This is a genomic window from Paracoccus saliphilus (assembly GCF_028553805.1).
Lineage (GTDB): Bacteria > Pseudomonadota > Alphaproteobacteria > Rhodobacterales > Rhodobacteraceae > Paracoccus > Paracoccus saliphilus.
On sequence record NZ_CP067140.1, the window covers coordinates 2,032,883 to 2,052,316 of the forward strand.

Sequence of the window (19,434 nt, forward strand, 5' to 3'; positions counted from 1 at the left end):
ATTACGTCCCCCTTTTCGGGGCTCAGCCGTTACCACGCACGAAACGAGCTGCACTTTCGGCCGCACGTTGCAATGCACGGCTTTTGTTCACGGTTTCCTGAAATTCCGCTTCGGGATCGCTGTCATAGACCACCCCGCCTCCAGACTGGATATACAACGCCCCATCCTTGACCAGCCCGGTCCGAAGGGCGATGCACATATCCATCTCGCCATTGGCGGCGAAATAGCCGACCGCTCCGCCATAGACACCACGCTTTTCGGGTTCCAATTCGTCGATGATTTCCATCGCGCGAACCTTCGGTGCGCCCGAAACCGTTCCAGCGGGCAGCCCGGCCAACAGGGCGGATAGCGCATCCTCCCCGTCACGTAATTCTCCGACAACATTCGAGACGATATGCATGACATGGCTGTAGCGTTCGATCACGAATTGCTCGGTCGGGCGCACGGTGCCGGTCTTCGCCACCCGCCCCACATCGTTGCGCCCCAGGTCCAGCAGCATCAAATGCTCGGCAAGTTCCTTCTGATCGCCTAGCAGATCGGCCTCCAGCGCCCGGTCCTCGGCCTCGTCACCGCCACGCGGCCGGGTGCCGGCGATCGGACGAATCGTCACCTCGCCATCGCGCAGCCGCACCAGGATCTCGGGACTGGCACCAATGATCTGAAACCCGCCCATGTTCAGATAGAACATGAATGGCGAGGGGTTGGTGCGCCGCAAACTGCGATAGAGCGCGAAGGGTGGCAGCGGGAAATCCATCCGCCAACGCTGTGACGGCACCACCTGAAAGATATCCCCCGCGCGGATATATTCCTTGGCCCGCTCGACCGCGGCGAGGTAATCCGGCTTGGCAAAATTCGAAACCGGCTCGCCTATGGCCGCGTCACGCCCCAAGGCCCGCGGCTCGGATGGCTGGCGATCCAACGAGCGCAACGCATCCATCACCCGCTCGGCTGCGCGGGCATAGGCGGCGCGGGCATTCTCGCCCGACACATGCCATGCCGGGGCGCAAAGCGTCACCTCGCCCTTCACCCCGTCCAGCACGGCCACGACCGAGGGCCGCATCAGCATGGCGTCGGGCACGTCCAGCGGATCGGGATTCACATCCGGCAAATGCTCGACCAGCCGGATCATGTCGTAGCCCAGATAGCCGAACAGCCCCGCCGCAACCGGAGGAACACCGTCGGGCATTTGCTCGATCCGGCTTTCGGCGATCAGGGCGCGCAGGCTGTCCAGTGCCGGACGCTCATCCGCCAGGAAATCGTTCGAGAACCGCGCATGACGATTGATCCGGGCCTGTCCGTCGCGGCATTCCCAGATCAGGTCGGGTTTCATGCCGACAATGGAATAGCGGCCGCGGATCTCGCCCCCGGTCACAGATTCCAGCATGAAGCTCATCGGCGCAGCCTCGGCCAGCTTCAGCATCAGGCTGACGGGAGTGTCCAGATCGGCGGCCAGCCGAATGGTGACAAGCTGATTATGTCCCTTGGCCCAGCCCGCCTCGAATTCCGTGAAATCGGGGGACAGTTCCATCACTGTACCTGAGCGTTGATCGCGTCGATGGCGGATTGATTGATCTTCACCCCGGCCTTTCGTTGCGCGGCACGGGCGTAATATTCAAAGATATCAGCCTGCAACGACTGCGACATACGCTGCCGGATACGGTCTTGCACCTCCTTGGCATCCTCGCTGTCGAGATCGGCTTCCTCGATCGTATCAAGGCGTACCAGGAATACGCGATCATCTGTATCGACGATCTCGATATCGCCCGTTTCTTCGATCTCGAAAGCCTGAGTAATGAGTTCGGCCGGCAAGCCATCGATCCAGCCGTCACGGGTCAACCCGGTCTCTGCGGTCCAGCCAAGGTCCGGCGCGACATTGACGGCCGCGGTTTCCTCGTCAACCTCGCTTTCCTGCGAGTCGGATGGCGATTCCGCCACCGTTTCCTCACCATCTTCCCCGTTTCCGGCATCCGGATCGGGGGTCGTGGAAGAGATCTCCTGCAGCCGCTCTTCCTCGGCACGGGCCAGCAGGAGGCGATGAATTTCCGCGGCGCGCCAGTCTTCGGCAACCTCATCGCGGATCTCGTCAAAGGGGATAAGCGTCGGCGGCACCACCTCATCCAGGCGCAGCGCGAAGATGCCGCCGTCATTCAGCCGCCCGATCTGCGGGAAATCGCCCTCGCCGACTTCGTCTGCAAGTTCCCGGAAAGCCGGGTATCCCGCGATGCTGCCCTCTTCCGGTTTCATATCCGATGACCAGGCGAGGGTTCCGAATTCCATCGGGGTCTCTTCCGAAACTTCTTCCAGCGTCGCGCCACTGGCCAGAAGATCCTCGTATTCCCCCATCCGGTCTTCGATTGCCCGTGCCGCGCGATCCAGGGCGGCTTCGGCGCGCAGATCCTCGCGTGCCTCTTCGAAGGAAATATCGATGGGCTCGAGAATCGCGTTCATCGATATCAGCGCCGGGCCAAGATCGGTCTCGACCGGTCCGACAACCCCCGGAGCATCCAGCCCGAAGACCGTATCCCCCGCCTGCCCCAGATCTTCCCTGGTAACTTCGCCTTGATCAACGTCCTCCATCGTCAGGCCGCGTTCGGCCACCAGCGCATCGAATGCCACTTCACCCGCATCGAGCCGATCCCTGGCGGATTGCGCGTCCTCCATCGACGGATAGACCAATGTGCTGACCATGCGCCGTTCGGGCTGACGAAAGTGCTCGATCCGCGCTTCATAGACATCGCGAAGGGCGGCCTCGTCCAGGTCCACCTCGTCCGAATGCATATTGGGCGTCAGCCAGACATAGCTCAGCTTGCGCTTTTCCGGCGCAGTGAAACGATCGGTATTCGCCTTGTGCCAAGCCTCCAGCGTTTCTTCGTCCGGTTCTGAAATCGGTGAGGTCAGATGGCCCTCTCCCACTTCGTGCCAACTGAAATCGCGCTGTTCCAGCAACCATTTCGCGGTCTGATCGATCATGGATTCCGGCGCGACGACTCCGCCGCTGACTGCGCGTTGCAGTAGCACCCGCGCCTCGTCCACGCGAACCTGTTGTTCGAACTCGGCTTCGGACAGGCCTTCGCGGCGCAGGATCTGGGAATAGGCGCTGCGGTCGAAACTTCCATTCGGTCCCTGAAATGCCGGCGCGGTCGAGATGCTCTCGGCAACCCGCTGATCGCCGACAGAGATGCCGAGACGGCGAGTTTCCTCTTCCAGAGCGGCGGCTGTGAAAAGCTGACCCTGAATCGCCCGAGGCAATCCTATCGATTGCGCCTGTGCCATGGTGAATTGCTGCCCCGCCTGCTGCGAATAAGCGCTCAGTTCCGAACGCAGCGCGCGGGTATAATCCTCTGCCGTGACCTTGGTCGCGCCAACCGATCCGATCTCGCTCGAGCCTCCCGAGAAACTGGTCACGCCAAAACCGCCCAACCCCAGGATCAGAAGACCCATCAATATCCAGACGATGGTCGATTTTCCTTTGGTGCGCAGGTTCGTCATGCCGCAGCTTTCCTCTCGGTCGTGTCAGGCCGTCTTTAGGACGCGTGCGGGTCGGCGGCAAGCCTTCAGGCGACGAAGTTGTCAAGCCTTTCGGCCAGTTCGGCAATTCCGACGCGGTTCACATTGGCAAAGGCGATGCGCAGATGCCGGGCACCGGACGAATCCGTTCCCGGCACGAACATCGTTCCCGGCAATGCCAGAACACCGATCTCGGCCACCATGCGCGGAGCCAGATCGGCCGAAGAAATGTCGAAAGGATGTTCGATCCATGCGAAATAGGCCCCGGCGCTTTTCAAGCGCCAGGCGGGCAGTCCCGAGATCGCCTCGACGCTTGCGGCACGGCGCGCAAGGATCTCGTCCCGCTCCCCTGCAAGCCATCCGCGCAAGTTCCGCATTCCCCACAACGCACCGATCTGCCCCAGTTGCGAGGTAGAGATCGCCACGGTGTCGAGAAATTTCTCGATCTCGGCCATGCGCGCCTGCGACGCGATCATCGCGCCCACCCGGTGCCCTGTCAGCCGGTATGCCTTGGAAAAGGAGTAAAGCTGGATCACCGTCTCGTCCCAATCGGGCCGGGTCAGCAAGTCATGCGGGGGACCAGTCCTGCTGTCGAAATCGCGATATGTCTCGTCGAGGATCAAGGCCAGCCCATGCCGCTGCGCCAGCTCGAAGAAGGCGGCGACCAGCTCCGCCGGATATTCCGCGCCCGACGGGTTGTTCGGTGTCACCAGCACGATGGCACGGCTGCGCGGCGTGATCAGCTTCGCGGCCCTGTCGGGGTCGGGCAGCATATCCTCTTCGCAAACCAATGGCCGCGTCACGACGCCCTGCATGTCCAGCCACATCTTGTGATTGAAATACCAGGGCGTAGGCAGGATGATTTCGTCTCCCGCCCCGGCCAGTGTGCTGATCGCTGCACAGAACGCCTGGTTGCAACCCTGCGTGATCGCCACCTGTTCGGGCCTGACGGCTCCGCCATATGCGCCCGAAAATTCTGCCGCGACGGCCTCGCGCAATTCGGTATTGCCCAGAACGGGCCCGTAAAGATGTGCCTCCGGCCGCTCCAGTGCCGCCTCGGCAATCGCGCGGCGCAACCCATCGGGCGGAGGCTCGACAGGGGCGGCCTGGCTGACATTGATCAATGGTCGGTCAGGTGGAAAATCGACGCCTTGCAGCCAGCGCCGGGCCTCCATCACGGGTGGTGCGAATGTTCTGGTGATATTCGGGTTGACCGGATGCATTCTAATTCCGTTGCAATCTGCGCAGATCGGACAGATCCGGCGGTGTGGACAGATCGAGCGACGGAGACGGCAAAACAGGTGCCGCGCTGTCCTGATCGCTTTCCGATGCGTCTGGATCCGCGGTTGAAGCGAGGGATTCCGTCCCGTCCTGTCCGGCCTCCTCCTGTCCGGCCGCATCCGTTTCTTCAGCCATCTCTGTTCCCTCAGCCGGCGTTTGCGAGTCAATCGCCTCGGCCGATGAGGATTCAGGCAGGCTGTCCTGATCGCTCGCACGGATCTTTCCAGGCATCTCGATCGACGCTGGGGCAGATTGCGCAGAAGGCCTCTCGAGTGCACGACCGTCGTCAGCCTCGGGCGCCTCGGTCTGCGACAGGTCGCTGCCGGGCATTGCGGTTTCGGGCGGCAGGTTCACGGCCGTGGCTCCGACAGGTGCAGGCTCGGCCGCGGGGGCGCTGACCGCAGGAGGCTCGGATTGCCCGAATTGCGAATTGGGAGTCAGCGGCGTGGGCAATGCCGGCAGCATGTCGCCACCGCGCCCGAATTCCGACCCGACGGGCAAGTCGATCGCCGCTGCCTGCGGTCGATCAGCTTCTTCCTCGGTCACAGGTTCGACCACAATGTCCGTCGTCCCGATCTCCGGGGACTCGGTCGGAGATTCGGATTCGGTTCCACGAGAAGCCGTGTCGGGCTCGGCCCCGTCGTCCGATTCCGCCGAACCGTCCGTAGCCGGTCGTGTCCCCACATCGGCACCGGATACCGTCGAGGCGGGTTTCACAGCCACCACTTCGGGATCGGCAGCGATTGCCGCCTCCTTTGGCGCTGATTCGACCGTTTCAGCCGCGTTCCCGGCACTTGCATCGGCCCCCGGCGCGGGGGGCACGTCCTGCTCTGGCAGCGGTGTCAGCAATGACAAGGCCGCCAGCCCTACCGCGCTGATTCCCGCGCCATGCAGCAAACCTTTCCAGAAACCACGTGCCATCCGCCTCTTCTTCCCTTGGCCGGGCTTGACCCCCCGGCGCGCTTTGCCCCATCTATAGCGAACCCGTATGCGGGGGGAAACCGCCCCGGAACCAAGGCAAGACAATGATCCTTCTGATCGACAATTATGACAGCTTCACCTGGAACCTCGTGCATTACCTAGGGGAAGCGGGGGCCGAGGTGGTCGTAAGGCGCAATGATGCGCTCTCTGTGGAAGAGGCGCTGGCGATGAAACCTGACGGCATCGTGATCTCTCCGGGCCCATGCGATCCGGCGCAGGCGGGGATCTGCATCGATCTGATCCGGGCGGCAGCGGAAAGCGAACTTCCGCTGTTCGGCGTCTGCCTGGGCCATCAGGCCATCGGCGAGGCATTCGGTGGCAAAGTCGTCCGCGCGGGCCGCATCCTGCACGGCAAGGTCGATACGATCCGCCATGACGGCAGCGGCGTCTTCACTGACCTGCCCTCGCCACTGAAGGCGACGCGCTATCACTCGCTGACGGTCGAGCCCGACAGCCTGCCGAATTGCCTACGCGTCACTGCCACTTCGGATGACGGGACGATCATGGGATTGATCCACGCCGATTTGCCTGTCGAAGGCGTGCAATTCCATCCCGAGTCCATCGCATCCGAGCATGGGCACGAGATGATCCGCAATTTCCTTGCCCGCTGTCACCCGGGAGAACAGGCCGCATGACCGATATCCGCCCGCTGATCGGCATTGCCGCCACTCGCCCCCTGACCGGCCCCGAGGCTGAATCGGCCTTTTCCGCCCTGTTCGACGGCGCTGCCACCCCGGCACAGATTGGCGGGTTGCTGATGGCACTGCGCGTGCGCGGCGAAACCGTGGACGAGATCGCCGCCGCAGCACGGGCGATGCGGGCGCGGATGAACCGCGTGCAGGCCCCCGAGGGCGCGATGGATATCGTTGGCACCGGCGGGGACGGCAAGGGCACGCTGAACATCTCGACCGCAACGGCTTTCGTCGTCGCCGGTGCGGGTGTGCCGGTCGCCAAGCATGGCAATCGCAACCTATCCTCGAAATCCGGCGCGGCGGATGCGCTGACCCAGATGGGGATCAATGTCATGGGCGGTCCGGCCATGGCACAGCAGGCGCTGGACCGGGCTGGCATCTGCTTCATGATGGCGCCGATGCATCATCCCGCCATGCGCCATGTCGGCCCGCCCCGCGCCGAACTGGGCACCCGCACCGTCTTCAACCTGCTGGGGCCGCTGACCAACCCGGCCTCGGTGCGCCGCCAGTTGACCGGCGCATTCAGCAGCCAGTGGCTCCGCCCGATGGCCGAGGTGCTGCGCGACCTTGGCTCCGACGCGGCATGGCTGGTCCATGGCAGCGACGGCACTGATGAAATCAGCATCGCGGGCGAAACCCATGTCGCCGCGCTCAAGGATGGCGAGGTCAGCGAATTCACCGTCACGCCCGAGGATGCGGGCCTGTCCCGCCACCCCTTCGACGCCATTGTCGGAGGAGAGCCCGCATATAACGCCAAGGCCTTTCGCGCACTTCTGGATGGCGAGACAGGGGCCTATCGTGATGCGGTCCTGCTGAATGCCGCGGCATCCTTGCTGATCGCGGGAAAGGCCGCCGATCTGCGCGAAGGGGCAGCACTCGCCGCCGAAGCCATCGATCGCGGCGATGCCAAGGCCCGGTTGACCCGGCTGGCCGAAGTCACCGGCCCGCCCGAAGCGTGACACCGCCCGAGACCTGGGCCCATCTGCCCTTCTTCGCCAATGACTGGCCCGCGATTCGCGACCGGCTGCTGAACATACATGACTGGCTGCCCGGTCCGGACCGGGTCTTCGCAGCATTGGAAGCCGTGCCCCCCGAAAAGCTGCGGGTCGTGATCCTTGGGCAAGATCCCTACCCGACACCGGGCCATGCCAACGGGTTGGCATTCTCGGTCGAGCCCGACATCCCCCTGCCCCGCTCGCTGCGCAACATCTATGCCGAAATGCGCGAGGATATCGGCGCCGCCCCCGAAAATGGCGACCTGTCGCATTGGGCGCGTCAGGGCGTGTTGTTGCTGAACACCTCGCTATCGGTTCCCGCCGGGTCCGCAGGCGCCCATGCCAGATGGGGCTGGCACAAGCTTGCCGGGCAGGCCATCGCAGAGGCGCAGCGGCACGGTCCGCTTGCTTTCCTGCTTTGGGGCGGACATGCGCAGAAAGCCGCCGCCGGGCTGCCCCGGCCGCAGGATCTGATGATCGCCACGGCCCATCCCTCGCCGCTTTCCGCCCGGCGGGGTTTCTTCGGTAGCCGACCCTTCAGCCGGATCAACGACTGGCTGACCACGCAGGGATATTCCCCGATTCACTGGATGAACTGACGGCGGTTCCTCGCGGAAACTTCCACGAACCACAAAAACACCCTCAGGGCCGCAGCGCCGGTGATATCGAATTCGCCGTGTCCAGAAGTCCCGGCAGAATCTCGGAGTGCAGCCGCTCGTCATCCCAGGTATAGGCCGAGACGGAACATTGCACCCCCGCCAACGCACGCCCATCCGGTCCCAGGATCGGTGCTGCGATGGCGACTTCGTTCAACAGCATCTGATCGCGTGTCACCGAGAACCCGTTTGCAGTCGTCTCGTTGATACTCTGGCGGATTTCATCGCGATCCATGACCGTCCGTGGGGTAAATACCTTCAATGGCCATGTCTCGATGGCGGCTTCGCGCTCGGCCTCGGGCCAGGTCGACAGGATCGCACGGCCAACCGAAGTGGACAGCGCCGGCAGCCGCCGCCCGATGATCGTGGCCGCGAAATAGGTGCGTTTGCACGGCAGGCGCGAGACATAGATGATATGATCGCCCGAAATCTCGGCGAGGTTGATCGTCTCGCCCAATTGCCGGGACAACTCGATCAGCTTCGGCACCGCCATGCCGACCAGCGGATCCGACCAGTAATAGCAATAGGCCAGCTCCAGCCAGGCATGCGAGGGACGCAGGCGCCGGGTATTGGGGTCCTTGTCCAGGTAACCCTCGTGATGCAACGTATTGGCGAGACGCTGAATCGTGCTCTTGTCCATGCCCGTGCGCCGCGCCAGTTCACCCAGGCTCATCTCGGGCTTGCTTTCATCGAATGCCCGCAACACGCGCAAGCCCTTGGCGAGTGCTCCCACGAACAGCGTATCGCGCTTGGTTTCGCCGCTATCGGTCATCAATCCCTCCACCCTCGAGCAAAATACTTGACCTGTGGGCAACAAGTCTGCTTACTTAATCATAATAAGATTTAGCGTATCACTATGCGATACAGCAAACAACAACAATCACATCACGGGAGAGTCTGACAATGGTACAAATGATGTTGCGCAGCGGCACGGCCGCAATCGCCCTTATGGCCGCAGGCGCCGCCTATGCCGACAAGGCAAGCGACACGCTGCGCGTCGCCTTCACCAAGGAACTCGAAAGCGTCGACAGCTATTTCAACTCGGCCCGCGAGGGCGTGGTGCTGCAGCGCGCGATCTGGGACGGATTGCTTTACTCCGATCCGGCGACCGGTGAGTACAAGGGTAACCTGGCGACCGAATGGGAATGGGTCGATGACACCACGCTGGAACTGAAGCTGCGCGAAGGCGTGAAGTTCCACGATGGCAGCGATTTCACCGCCGATGACGTGGTCTACACGGTGAATTTCGTCGCGGACGAGGCGAATGGCGTAGTGACACAGCGCAATGTCAACTGGATGGATCATGCCGAGAAGGTGGATGACTACACCGTCCGCATCGTCACGAAGGAGCCCTTCCCCGCCGCCATCGAATACCTGTCCGGACCGGTCTCGATGTATCCTTCCGATTATTACGAAGAGGTTGGGCCAAGCGGCATGGGGCTGGAGCCGGTCGGCACCGGGCCCTACAAGGCTGTCAGCGTGGAACCGGGCAAGCATTTCGTGCTGGAACGGAACGAGGACTATTTCGACGGGCCAAAAGGCCAGCCCGCCATCGCCAAGATCGACGTCCGGACAATCCCGGACGTGAACACCCAGATGGCCGAGATCTTCAGCGGCCAGTTGGACCTGATCTGGCAGGTTCCCTCGGATCAGGCCGAACGGATGGCCGAGATGGGGCAGTTCACCGTCGCGAATGAAAGCACGATGCGGGTGGGTTACCTGGCGATGGATGCAGCCGGACGATCCGACCCGGAGAACCCGTTCACCAAGCTGGAAGTCCGGCAGGCCGTGAACCATGCGATCGACCGTGAGACCATCGTGAACGAACTGCTGAAGGGCAAGTCGACACCGATCCACACCGCCTGCTTCCCCAGCCAGTTCGGCTGTGTTCAGGATGTCACCGAATATGAATACGATCCCGAAAAAGCCAAGGAGTTGCTGGCCGAAGCCGGTTATCCCGATGGCTTCACCACCGAGTTCTATGCCTATCGCGACCGCGAATATGCCGAGGCCATCGCCAGCTATCTGAACGCCGTCGGCATCGAGACCGATTTCAAGATGCTGCAATATTCGGCGCTGCGCGATCTGAACATGAAGGGCGAGGTGCCGATCTCGTTCCAGACATGGGGCTCGTTCTCGATCAACGACGCCTCGGCCATGGTCAGCCAGTTCTTCAAGCATGGCGAACTGGACGATGCCCGCGACGACGAGGTGCTGGCCGAACTGGACATCGCCGACAGTTCCATCGATCCCGAGACCCGCATCGAGCATTACGGTATCGCGCTGCAACGCATCGCGGATCAGGCCTATTGGGCGCCGCTCTTTTCCTACAACACCAATTACGTGTTCACGAAAGAGGTCGCCTATACCCCCACCCCGGACGAGGTTCTGCGCTTCCATACCGCGGCCTGGAACTGATCCGGCCACGCCCCTACGCCCGCCGCAGGATGGCCGGACAACCGGCCATCCCAAACCCGGCTCGATATGCCGGGTCATGCAAGCAAGGATGTGAATTCAGATGCTTCGCTTCATCCTCAAGCGATTGGGCCTGGCGCTTCTCGTCGCGCTCACCGTTTCCTTCATCAGCTTCAGCCTGCTGTTCCTCGCGGGTGATCCGGCAATCGCCATCGCGGGCGAAAGCGCCAATGCCGAGGATATCCAGTCGATCCGCGAACTCTATGGCTTCGACCGGCCGATGCTCGTGCAATATGCCGACTGGCTGTGGAACGCGCTGCGCTTCGATTTCGGGCAAAGCTATTACTTCAAGCTGCCCGTCGCCGACCTGATCGCCGAGCGGCTGTCGGTCACGATGACCCTCGGGGTCTGCGGCATCCTGTTCGCGCTGTTCACCGCCGTGCCCCTGGGCGTGATCGCGGCGATCCGCCCCAATTCGCTGATCGACCGGATCGCCCTGTTCCTGTCGGTCGCCGGTCAGGCAATGCCCAGCTTCTGGTTCGGACTGATCCTGATCGTGATCTTTGCCATCCAGCTTGGCTGGCTGCCCGCCTCGGGCGCGTCCAGTTGGCAGCATTTCATCATGCCGACCGTGGTGCTTGGCTATTACGCCATGCCTGCGATCATGCGACTGACGCGCGCCGGGATGCTCGAAGTGCTTTCCGCCGACTATATCCGCACCGCCCGCGCCAAGGGCGCGCCCGAAGGCCGGGTGCTGTTCAAGCATGCGCTGCGCAACGCGATCATCCCGGTCGTCTCATTGGCGGCGGTGCAGATGGGCTTCATGCTGGGCGGTTCCATCGTGGTCGAGTCGATCTTCGCTCTGCATGGCGCGGGTTACCTTGCGTGGGAATCAATCGGCCGCAACGATCTGCCCACCGTGCAGGCGCTGATCCTCGTCTTCGCCCTCTTCTATATCGTCTTCACCTTTCTGGCCGATGTGCTGAACGCATGGCTGGATCCCCGTATGAGGAGCAGCTGAGATGACAGCTCTTCCCGATGCCGCAGAGATCACCGGTCCCACGCCCGGCCAGCAATTGCGCAAGCGCATGTTCGGTCACCAGGGGTTCATGATCGGCGCGGTCTTCCTGGTGCTTCTGGTTCTGGTCGCGATCTTTGCCCCGGTCCTGGCACCGCATGATCCCTATGCCCAAAGCCTCGGCGACCGGATGCTGCGCCCGGTCTTCATGGATGGAACATGGGACCATCCGCTCGGCACCGACCATCTGGGCCGCGACTACCTGTCCCGGCTGATCTATGGCGCGCGCATCTCGCTGCTGATCGGGGCGGTCGCGGCGCTGATCTCGGGCCTGATCGGCACGGCGCTCGGTGTCGCCGCAGGATATTTCGGCGGGCGTGTCGATGCGGTCGTGACATTCCTCATCAATGTCCGGCTGGCGATGCCGGTGGTGCTGGTCGCCTTGGCCGTGGTCGCGATCCTTGGCGGGTCGCTGAACGTGGTGATCGGGGTTCTGGGCCTGTTGCTCTGGGACCGCTTTGCCGTGGTCATGCGCGCCTCGACGCTGCAAATCCGAGGCCGTGAATTCGTTGCCGCCGCCCGCGCGATCGGCTGCTCGACCCCGCGCATCCTGCTCTCCGAGATCCTGCCTAACATTTTCAACAACCTGATCGTCGTCGTCACGCTTGAAATGGCCCATGCGATCCTGCTGGAAGCGGCGCTATCCTTCCTCGGCCTCGGGGTGCAGCCGCCGAACCCAAGCTGGGGGCTGATGGTGTCCGAGGGCAAGAACATGATGCTGTTCGAGCCATGGCTGGTGCTGATCCCCGGTGCGGTGCTCTTCGTGCTGGTGCTGGCAATCAACCTGATGGGCGACGGGCTGCGCGACGTGACCGCGCCCGAGAACCGCAATTGAGGGGACGAGACATGACCGAAGACCCCATCCTATCCGTCCGCGGCCTGACGCTGGAAATCCCGACCGCGGGCGGCATGCTGCACGCCGTCCGGGGGATCGATTTCGATCTGAACCGTGGCGAGACGCTGTGCATCGTGGGGGAATCCGGCTCGGGCAAATCGCTGACCTCGCTGGCATTGATGAGCCTTCTGGGCACCAAGATCCAGCGCAGCGCCACCCGGATGGATTTCGACGGCACCGATCTTCTGAAAGCCTCGCGCAAGCAGTTGCGGCATCTGCGGGGCGCGCGGATGTCGATGATCTTCCAGGAGCCGATGACCTCGCTCAACCCGGCCTATACCATCGGCGACCAACTGGCCGAAACGCTGCTGCTGCATCGCAAGGTCAGCCGCGCGCAGGCCCGTGCCCGCGCGGTCGAGCTGCTGGAAAAGGTCGGCATCACCGCCGCCGAAAGCCGCCTGTCGCAGTTCCCGCATCAGCTTTCGGGCGGATTGCGGCAGCGGGTGATGATTGCCATGGCGCTGATGTGCGAGCCCGAGCTGATCATCGCGGATGAGCCGACCACCGCGCTCGACGTGACCATCCAGGCGCAGATCCTGCGGCTGCTGGTCGATCTCCAGCGCGAGATGAACATGGCGATGATCCTGATCACCCATGACCTGGGCGTGGTGGCCCGCGTGGCCGACAAGGTTGCGGTGATGTATGCGGGCGAGCTGGTCGAGACCGGTCCCGCCGAGGCGATCTTCCGCCAGCCTGCCCATCCCTACACGCGCGGATTGATAAACTGCATTCCCGTTCCGGGGCGAACCCAACGCGGCGCACGGCTTGGCACCATCCCCGGCATCGTGCCGTCTCTGGTCGGTGACGTGACCGGATGCCCTTTCCGCGGGCGCTGCGATCAGGCCGTCGAGGCCTGCGCGAGCGCGATCCCCCTGCACCAACTGGATGGCGGCGCGCATGAATTGCGCTGCGTTCATCCCGACGGCTATCGCCATTCACAGGAGGTGCCGGCATGACCGACAATCCCGTTCTAGAACTGAAGAACGTCTCCAAGACCTACACGGTCAAGCAGGGGCTTTTCGGCAAGCCGCGCCCCTTGCGGGCGATCAACGATGTCTCGCTCAAGCTGGGGCGGGGCGAGGTGCTGGGGCTGGTCGGCGAATCCGGCTGCGGCAAATCCACGCTCGCCAAGATCCTGCTGGGGCTGGAGGCCCCCACCGAGGGGCAGGTTCTGGTCGATGGCCAGACGCTTGCCGGTCAGGACCGCATCGCCCTGTCCCGGCGCATACAGCCGATCTTTCAGGACCCCTATTCCTCGCTGAACCCGCGCAAGAGCATCGAGGATATCGTCAGCCTGCCCCTTCGTGTCCACCAGATCGGAGACTCAGCCAGCCGGCAAAAGAAGGTGCGCGAGATGCTGGATATCGTCGGCCTGCCCGTCCGGGTCGCGCGCAGCTATCCCAACCAGATGTCCGGCGGTCAGCGCCAGCGCGTCGCCATCGCCCGCGCCCTGATCATGAATCCCGAGATCGTCATCTGCGACGAGCCGACCTCGGCGCTGGATGTCTCGGTGCAGTCGCAGATCCTGAACCTGTTGGGCGATCTGCGGCAGGAATTCGGCCTGACCTATCTGTTCATCAGCCACAATCTCGCCGTGGTCGAGCATCTCGCCACCCGCGTGGCCGTGATGTATCTGGGCCGGATCGTGGAAGAGGCCGGCGTGGCCAGGCTGTTCGAAGAGGCACGGCATCCCTATTCCCGCGCTCTGCTGGAATCGGTGTTGACTCCCGATCCCGGCCTCGGCGTGCCCGACACACAGCTTGGCGCGGCCTATCCCAATCCGATCTCTCCCCCTTCGGGCTGCGCCTTCCATCCGCGCTGTGCGAAAGTGATGCCGCATTGTTCGCAGATCGCACCCACCCCCATTGCAACGCCGGATGGCCATGTCGAATGCCATCTTTACGACGACACGCCCGCACGCGCGGCAAGCTGAGGATCAGGCCATGAATTCATCGCTGTCGCGCACGCAAACGGTGCGCAAAACGGTTGTGGAAACTCCGCGCGGTGTGGTGGCCGCGCAGAACTCGCGCGCGGCGCAGGCCGGGGCCGAGGTTCTCGCGGCCGGAGGAAACGCGGTCGATGCGGCGGTGGCGGTCTCCTTCGCCATCGGCGTGCTCGAACCCTGGATGAGCGGCCCCGCAGGCGGCGGCGGGATGATGCTGTGGCATGCCGACAAGGGCGAGGCCGAGGCGCTGTTCTATGGCATGCGTTCGCCCGCGGCGCTCGACCCGGCGGATTATCCGCTGGCGGGCAGCGGCAAGGCCAGCGACCTGTTTCCATGGGACGCGGTCGAGGGCGACCGGAACATCCGCGGCGCGACCGCGGTGGCGGTGCCGGGCGTCGTGGACGGGATCGGGCAGGCCCATGCCCGCCATGGCCGCTTGCCATGGCGCGATTTGCTGGCCCCCGCCATCGGTTTCGCGCGCGAAGGACTGCCGGTGGACTGGTATGCATCGCTGATGATCGCCTCGGCCACGCGCGCATTGGCGGATGACCCGGATGCCGCCGCGATGTTTCTCGAGGACGGGCGATGGCCGACCATCGCAGGCTGGACCAGCACCGCGGGCAAGACTCTCGCCATGGACGCCATGGCCGCGACCCTGGCCGAGATCGCCGAAAAGGGCGCGCGGGAATTCTATGACGGCGATGTCGGGGCCGCATTGGCCGCCGATATACAGGCCAAGGGCGGCAGCCTGTCGCATGACGACCTGCGCGCCTATCGCGCCGAGTTCCAGAAGCCCCTGTCCTTCTCGCGCGGCGATGCGCGGTATCACGTCACCCCGCATCTGACAGCAGGCCCGACCTTCCGCGATGCCATGGGTGCGCTGCCGCCGCTGTCCGGGGTTCCGGGACCGGATGCCTATCTTGCCTATGCCAATGGCTTGAGCACGGCATACAGGCAGCGGCTGGAGGACATGGGCGATGACGGTGAAAGCCCCGAAGCGCCGGGCTGCACCACGCATTTCTCGATCGTGGATCGCGACGGCAACATGGTCGCGATGACCCAGACTCTGCTCTCGGCCTTTGGCTCGCATGTGGTGTCGCCCTCGACCGGGCTGCTTCTGAACAACGGGATCATGTGGTTCGATCCGGTGCCGGGCAAACCCAACTCGCTGGCGCCGGGCAAGCGCTGCCTGATGAATATCTGCCCCGTGATCGGCGAGTCCGGTTCGCGCCGTTTCGCGCTTGGTGCCTCGGGCGGGCGCAAGATCGTCGGTGCGGTGGCGCAGCTTTCCTCTTTCATGGCGGATTTCGGCATGGGGCTGGAGGATGCCTTTCATCAGGGCCGCATCGACATGTCCGGCGGCGATCTGGTGACCGTGGATGACGCCCTGCCCCAGCCCGTTCACGACGCACTCGCCAAGCAGCACAGAACCGCCCGGTTTCCCCGGACGGTGTTTCCCTATGCCTTCGCCTGCCCCGCAGGTGTCATGCGCGACGGAGACACCAATAGCGGCTGCACCGAGATCATGTCGCCCTGGGGCGATGCCATCACCGAACCGGAGACCCGTATATGACCCGAGACGCCGCCATTGCCGCATCTGAACGCTATTTCGACAGCGGAGATTTCCAGTCCGACCTCGCGGCACTGGTCGAATACCAGACCGAAAGCCAGAACCCCGATCAGCGGCCGGAACTGTACCGCTATCTTGAACAGGCGATGCTGCCCCGGCTCGAAGCCCTTGGCTTTGCCTGTAGCATTCACGACAATCCCGATCCCAAGGGCGGTCCGCTGCTGATCGGCGAGAGGATCGAGGATCCCGCGCTTCGGACCGTGCTGACCTATGGCCATGGCGACGTGATCCGCGCCCAGACCGAGCAATGGCGCGACGGTCTGCATCCCTTCCGGCTGATCGAGGAAGGCGACCGCCTCTACGGTCGCGGTACCGCCGACAACAAGGTGCAGCACCTGATCAATATCGCCGCGCTGGAAGCAGTGATCGCGGCGCAAGGTAAGCTTGGCTTCAATGTCCGGATCGTGCTGGAGATGTCCGAAGAGACCGGATCCGCCGGGCTGCCCGAGTTCTTTCGCGCCCATAAGCAGGAACTGACAGCGGATGTGCTGATCGCCTCGGACGGACCCCGCTTGCAGCCGGAACGGCCGACGCTGTTCATGGGCTCACGCGGGGGGATCAGCTTCGATCTGGAGTTGGAACTGCGCGAGGGCGCGCATCACTCCGGTAACTGGGGCGGATTGCTGGCCGATCCGGCGATGATCCTGTCCCATGCGCTGGCCTCGATCTGCGACCGGCGCGGACAGATCCAGATCCCCGAATGGCGCCCCGACAGTCTGACCCCGGCGATTCGTAACGCGTTGAAGGATCTGCCCGTCGAGGACGGCGACGGACCGGCGGTCGATACCGATTGGGGAGAGGAAAGCCTGACCCCCGCCGAACGCGTCTATGGCTGGAACAGTTTCGCGGTGCTGGCGATGACTTCCGGCGTTCCCGAGGCACCGGTGAATGCGATCTCGGCCAAGGCGCGGGCCACTTGCCAGCTGCGCTATGTGGTCGGCACCGATCCCGATGACATCCTGCCCGCGCTGCGCCGGCATCTGGACAAGCATGGCTTCGAGGCCGTGGAAATTCGCCCCCATGATCGCGGCTTTTTCCGGGCGACACGGCTGGATCCGGATCACGAATGGGTTCGCTTTGCCATCGCCTCGCTGGAGCGCACATCGGGCAAAGCCCCGCATGTCCTGCCGAATCTCGCCGGCTCGCTGCCCAATGACAGTTTCACCGATATTCTCGGCCTGCCGACAATCTGGGTGCCGCATTCCTATCGCGGCTGCTCGCAACACGCCCCTGACGAACATGTGCTGAAACCGCTCTGCCGCGATGCGCTGCGGGGCATGGCCGGGTTGTGGTGGGATATCGGCGCGATGTGAGGCGAGGCGGTTCCCGGTTCCGGATTGCGTCCCGCGATGGCCGGGGGCGCTTCGCCCCCCGGACCCCCAGAGGATATTTGCATGAAGAAGAAATGGACGTCCGGAACTGGCGGCGGAGCGCGTTTGACCGGCCTGCTCCGCGACGGTCTCGAATCACTGGCGAAGAAGTCTCGCAACTGCTAAATCTGGTGGTATGAACAATCACGCCCCCAATATCCGCCCCGTCATTCGGCAGCTGGACGAAACCACCGCCAACCGCATCGCGGCGGGCGAGGTGGTCGAGCGTCCAGCCTCGGCGGTCAAGGAACTGGTCGAGAACGCGCTGGATGCGGGTGCGACCCGGATCGACATTGCCATCGAGGAAGGCGGCAAGCGGCTGATCCGCGTCAGCGATGACGGCTGCGGCATGACGGCTGATGAGTTGCCACTGGCGCTTTCGCGGCATGCGACCAGCAAGATCGACGGCGATGACCTTCTGGCGATCAACAGTTTCGGCTTTCGCGGCGAGGCGCTGCCGTCACTTGGCGCCGTGGGGAGGCTGACAATCACCTCGCGCGTTGATGGCGGTGATGGCGCGGAAATCTCGGTCACCGCGGGCCGGATCGCTTCACCGCGCCCCGCCGCCGGAAATCGCGGCACGGTGGTCGAGTTGCGCGACCTGTTCTTTGCCACACCCGCGCGACTGAAATTCATGCGCAGCGAACGTGCCGAGACGCAGGCGGTGGCAGAGACCGTCCGCCGCCTTGCCATGGCCGAGCCCTATACCGGCTTTACCCTCAGCGCCGACGGCAAGGAGACATTCCGCGCCGATGCCGAGCAAGGGGAGCTGTTCGGCGCACTCCAGGCCCGTCTTGCCCGCGTCATGGGCCGCGATTTCATCGATAACGCCATCCCCATCGATGCCGAGCGCGACGGGCTGACACTGACCGGCTTTGCCGCCCTGCCGACCTATTCCCGCGGCGCTGCGGTCGCGCAGCATCTTTACGTCAATGGCCGCCCGGTGCGCGACAAGCTGCTGACCGGCGCGCTGCGGGCGGGCTATATGGATGTGCTGGCCTCGGGGCGGCATCCGGCGGCGGTGCTGTATCTGACCTGCGATCCGCAGCTTGTCGATGTGAACGTCCATCCCGCCAAGGCCGAGGTGCGGTTCCGCGATCCCACCGCCGCGCGCGGGCTGGTCGTCAGTGCGCTGCGGCACGGCTTGGCCAATGCCGGACACCGGGCCTCGTCGACCGTGGGCGATGCGACTCTGGCGGCGTTTCAGCCTGAGCCCGCCGGGCTGAACGCGGCACCGCGGCGCAATTACCAGATGGATTATCGCCCATCGGGCGGAGCGATCCGGGCAAGCCTCGATCTGCAGGCACCCACACCCACGCAGGAGACCGGCTTTTCCGAGGCACCCTCAGCCCGGTTCGAGCCTGCGGGCGACGACACCCCGACCACAGCGCCCCTTGGGGCCGCCCGCGCCCAGATCCACGAGAATTACATCATCGCGCAAAGCGATGACGGGCTGGTCATTGTCGATCAGCATGCCGCGCATGAACGGCTGGTTTACGAGCGGCTCAAGGCACAGGCCGAGGCGAATGGCATCGCCAGCCAGGCCCTGCTGATCCCCGAGATCGTTGAGCTGCCCGAGGCCGACGCCGCCCGCATCCTCTCCATCGCCGATGAGCTGGCCGAGCTTGGCCTTGTCGTCGAAGCCTTCGGCGGCGGCGCGATAGCGGTGCGCGAGGCGCCCGCGATGCTGGCCAAGCTGAACGCGCAGGCATTGATCCGCGACATCCTGGACGACCTGTCCGACCAAGGCGCCTCGGATCGCCTGCGGGCGCGGATCGACGCGGTGCTGTCCTCGATGGCCTGCCATGGCTCGGTCCGGTCCGGTCGCCGCATGTCCGCCGAGGAAATGAACGCATTACTGCGCGACATGGAACGCACGCCGAAATCGGGGCAATGCAACCATGGCCGGCCCACATGGGTGAAGCTGCGGCTGGCAGATATCGAACGGCTCTTCGGCCGCAAGGAGTGAAAGCCGTTTCCCGCGTCGGG

16 protein-coding genes are annotated in these 19,434 nt (G+C 63.9%); 11 read left to right on the plus strand and 5 right to left on the minus strand.

Annotated features, from left to right (window positions below; all coding sequences use genetic code 11):
- Window positions 1-22: 22 nt before the first annotated feature.
- The 4 genes from trpE to JHX88_RS09730 form a co-directional block, all read right to left on the minus strand.
- Window positions 23-1,528 carry an anthranilate synthase component I gene (gene trpE, locus JHX88_RS09715; RefSeq protein WP_076524309.1) on the minus strand — a complete coding sequence of 502 codons (1,506 nt, stop codon included), beginning with the start codon at window positions 1,526-1,528 and terminating at the stop codon, window positions 23-25.
- A complete protein-coding gene (locus JHX88_RS09720; RefSeq protein WP_076524307.1) occupies window positions 1,528-3,489 on the minus strand; it encodes a peptidylprolyl isomerase in 1,962 nt (653 codons plus the stop codon). The genes trpE and JHX88_RS09720 overlap by 1 nt, the downstream gene beginning before the upstream one ends.
- A 65-nt stretch (window positions 3,490-3,554) precedes the next feature.
- Window positions 3,555-4,730: an aminotransferase gene (locus JHX88_RS09725; RefSeq protein ID WP_076524305.1), complete on the minus strand. Its 1,176-nt coding sequence runs from the start codon at window positions 4,728-4,730 to the stop codon at window positions 3,555-3,557.
- Window position 4,731: 1 nt separating this feature from the next.
- Entirely contained in the window at window positions 4,732-5,709 is a 978-nt protein-coding gene (locus JHX88_RS09730; RefSeq protein ID WP_076524303.1) for a hypothetical protein, read from the minus strand.
- Window positions 5,710-5,813: 104 nt separating this feature from the next.
- Here JHX88_RS09730 and JHX88_RS09735 point away from each other — a divergent pair, with 104 nt between their 5' ends.
- From JHX88_RS09735 to JHX88_RS09745, 3 genes are read left to right on the plus strand one after another with little or no spacing between them, the layout of a single operon-like run.
- Complete coding sequence (locus JHX88_RS09735) at window positions 5,814-6,404, plus strand: anthranilate synthase component II (protein WP_076524301.1); 591 nt, start codon at window positions 5,814-5,816, stop codon at window positions 6,402-6,404.
- Window positions 6,401-7,420: an anthranilate phosphoribosyltransferase gene (gene trpD, locus JHX88_RS09740; RefSeq protein ID WP_076524299.1), complete on the plus strand. Its 1,020-nt coding sequence runs from the start codon at window positions 6,401-6,403 to the stop codon at window positions 7,418-7,420. Before JHX88_RS09735 ends, trpD begins: the two co-directional genes overlap by 4 nt.
- Complete coding sequence (locus JHX88_RS09745; protein ID WP_076524297.1) at window positions 7,417-8,055, plus strand: uracil-DNA glycosylase; 639 nt, start codon at window positions 7,417-7,419, stop codon at window positions 8,053-8,055. The genes trpD and JHX88_RS09745 overlap by 4 nt, the downstream gene beginning before the upstream one ends.
- Before the next feature lie 43 nt (window positions 8,056-8,098).
- Here the strand turns inward: JHX88_RS09745 and JHX88_RS09750 are convergent, their stop codons facing one another.
- Window positions 8,099-8,884, minus strand: coding sequence for an IclR family transcriptional regulator (locus JHX88_RS09750; RefSeq protein WP_076524295.1), 786 nt, complete (start codon window positions 8,882-8,884; stop codon window positions 8,099-8,101).
- 140 nt (window positions 8,885-9,024) lie between these two features.
- On the opposite strand from JHX88_RS09750, the gene JHX88_RS09755 reads away from it, so the two are divergent.
- From JHX88_RS09755 to mutL, 8 genes are all read left to right on the plus strand, one after another.
- Window positions 9,025-10,530: an ABC transporter substrate-binding protein gene (locus JHX88_RS09755; RefSeq protein ID WP_272848263.1), complete on the plus strand. Its 1,506-nt coding sequence runs from the start codon at window positions 9,025-9,027 to the stop codon at window positions 10,528-10,530.
- Between the two features lie 100 nt (window positions 10,531-10,630).
- Window positions 10,631-11,548: an ABC transporter permease gene (locus JHX88_RS09760; RefSeq protein ID WP_076524291.1), complete on the plus strand. Its 918-nt coding sequence runs from the start codon at window positions 10,631-10,633 to the stop codon at window positions 11,546-11,548.
- A gap of 1 nt (window position 11,549) precedes the next feature.
- Window positions 11,550-12,440 (plus strand): ABC transporter permease, encoded by an 891-nt coding sequence (locus JHX88_RS09765; protein ID WP_076524289.1) that lies wholly within the window; start codon window positions 11,550-11,552, stop codon window positions 12,438-12,440.
- Between the two features lie 11 nt (window positions 12,441-12,451).
- Window positions 12,452-13,456: an ABC transporter ATP-binding protein gene (locus tag JHX88_RS09770; RefSeq protein WP_076524287.1), complete on the plus strand. Its 1,005-nt coding sequence runs from the start codon at window positions 12,452-12,454 to the stop codon at window positions 13,454-13,456.
- Entirely contained in the window at window positions 13,453-14,433 is a 981-nt protein-coding gene (locus JHX88_RS09775; protein WP_076524285.1) for an ABC transporter ATP-binding protein, read from the plus strand. Before JHX88_RS09770 ends, JHX88_RS09775 begins: the two co-directional genes overlap by 4 nt.
- Before the next feature lie 10 nt (window positions 14,434-14,443).
- Window positions 14,444-16,018, plus strand: coding sequence for a gamma-glutamyltransferase (locus JHX88_RS09780; RefSeq protein ID WP_076524283.1), 1,575 nt, complete (start codon window positions 14,444-14,446; stop codon window positions 16,016-16,018).
- On the plus strand, window positions 16,015-17,388 hold the full coding sequence (locus JHX88_RS09785) for a M20 family metallopeptidase (protein WP_076524281.1): 1,374 nt from the start codon (window positions 16,015-16,017) through the stop codon (window positions 17,386-17,388). The genes JHX88_RS09780 and JHX88_RS09785 overlap by 4 nt, the downstream gene beginning before the upstream one ends.
- A 193-nt stretch (window positions 17,389-17,581) precedes the next feature.
- Window positions 17,582-19,414: a DNA mismatch repair endonuclease MutL gene (mutL, locus tag JHX88_RS09790; RefSeq protein ID WP_076524279.1), complete on the plus strand. Its 1,833-nt coding sequence runs from the start codon at window positions 17,582-17,584 to the stop codon at window positions 19,412-19,414.
- Window positions 19,415-19,434: the final 20 nt, after the last annotated feature.

What these genes read in the sequence shown, in the direction of transcription:
- trpE (WP_076524309.1), bottom strand. Translation starts at nt 1,528, where the DNA reads ATGGAACTGTCCCCCGATTTCACGGAATTCGAGGCGGGCTGGGCCAAG.
- JHX88_RS09720 (WP_076524307.1), bottom strand. Translation starts at nt 3,489, where the DNA reads ATGACGAACCTGCGCACCAAAGGAAAATCGACCATCGTCTGGATATTG.
- JHX88_RS09725 (WP_076524305.1), bottom strand. Translation starts at nt 4,730, where the DNA reads ATGCATCCGGTCAACCCGAATATCACCAGAACATTCGCACCACCCGTG.
- JHX88_RS09730 (WP_076524303.1), bottom strand. Translation starts at nt 5,709, where the DNA reads ATGGCACGTGGTTTCTGGAAAGGTTTGCTGCATGGCGCGGGAATCAGC.
- JHX88_RS09735 (WP_076524301.1), top strand. Translation starts at nt 5,814, where the DNA reads ATGATCCTTCTGATCGACAATTATGACAGCTTCACCTGGAACCTCGTG.
- trpD (WP_076524299.1), top strand. Translation starts at nt 6,401, where the DNA reads ATGACCGATATCCGCCCGCTGATCGGCATTGCCGCCACTCGCCCCCTG.
- JHX88_RS09750 (WP_076524295.1), bottom strand. Translation starts at nt 8,884, where the DNA reads ATGACCGATAGCGGCGAAACCAAGCGCGATACGCTGTTCGTGGGAGCA.
- JHX88_RS09755 (WP_272848263.1), top strand. Translation starts at nt 9,025, where the DNA reads ATGATGTTGCGCAGCGGCACGGCCGCAATCGCCCTTATGGCCGCAGGC.
- JHX88_RS09760 (WP_076524291.1), top strand. Translation starts at nt 10,631, where the DNA reads ATGCTTCGCTTCATCCTCAAGCGATTGGGCCTGGCGCTTCTCGTCGCG.
- JHX88_RS09765 (WP_076524289.1), top strand. Translation starts at nt 11,550, where the DNA reads ATGACAGCTCTTCCCGATGCCGCAGAGATCACCGGTCCCACGCCCGGC.
- JHX88_RS09770 (WP_076524287.1), top strand. Translation starts at nt 12,452, where the DNA reads ATGACCGAAGACCCCATCCTATCCGTCCGCGGCCTGACGCTGGAAATC.
- JHX88_RS09775 (WP_076524285.1), top strand. Translation starts at nt 13,453, where the DNA reads ATGACCGACAATCCCGTTCTAGAACTGAAGAACGTCTCCAAGACCTAC.
- JHX88_RS09780 (WP_076524283.1), top strand. Translation starts at nt 14,444, where the DNA reads ATGAATTCATCGCTGTCGCGCACGCAAACGGTGCGCAAAACGGTTGTG.
- JHX88_RS09785 (WP_076524281.1), top strand. Translation starts at nt 16,015, where the DNA reads ATGACCCGAGACGCCGCCATTGCCGCATCTGAACGCTATTTCGACAGC.
- mutL (WP_076524279.1), top strand. Translation starts at nt 17,582, where the DNA reads ATGAACAATCACGCCCCCAATATCCGCCCCGTCATTCGGCAGCTGGAC.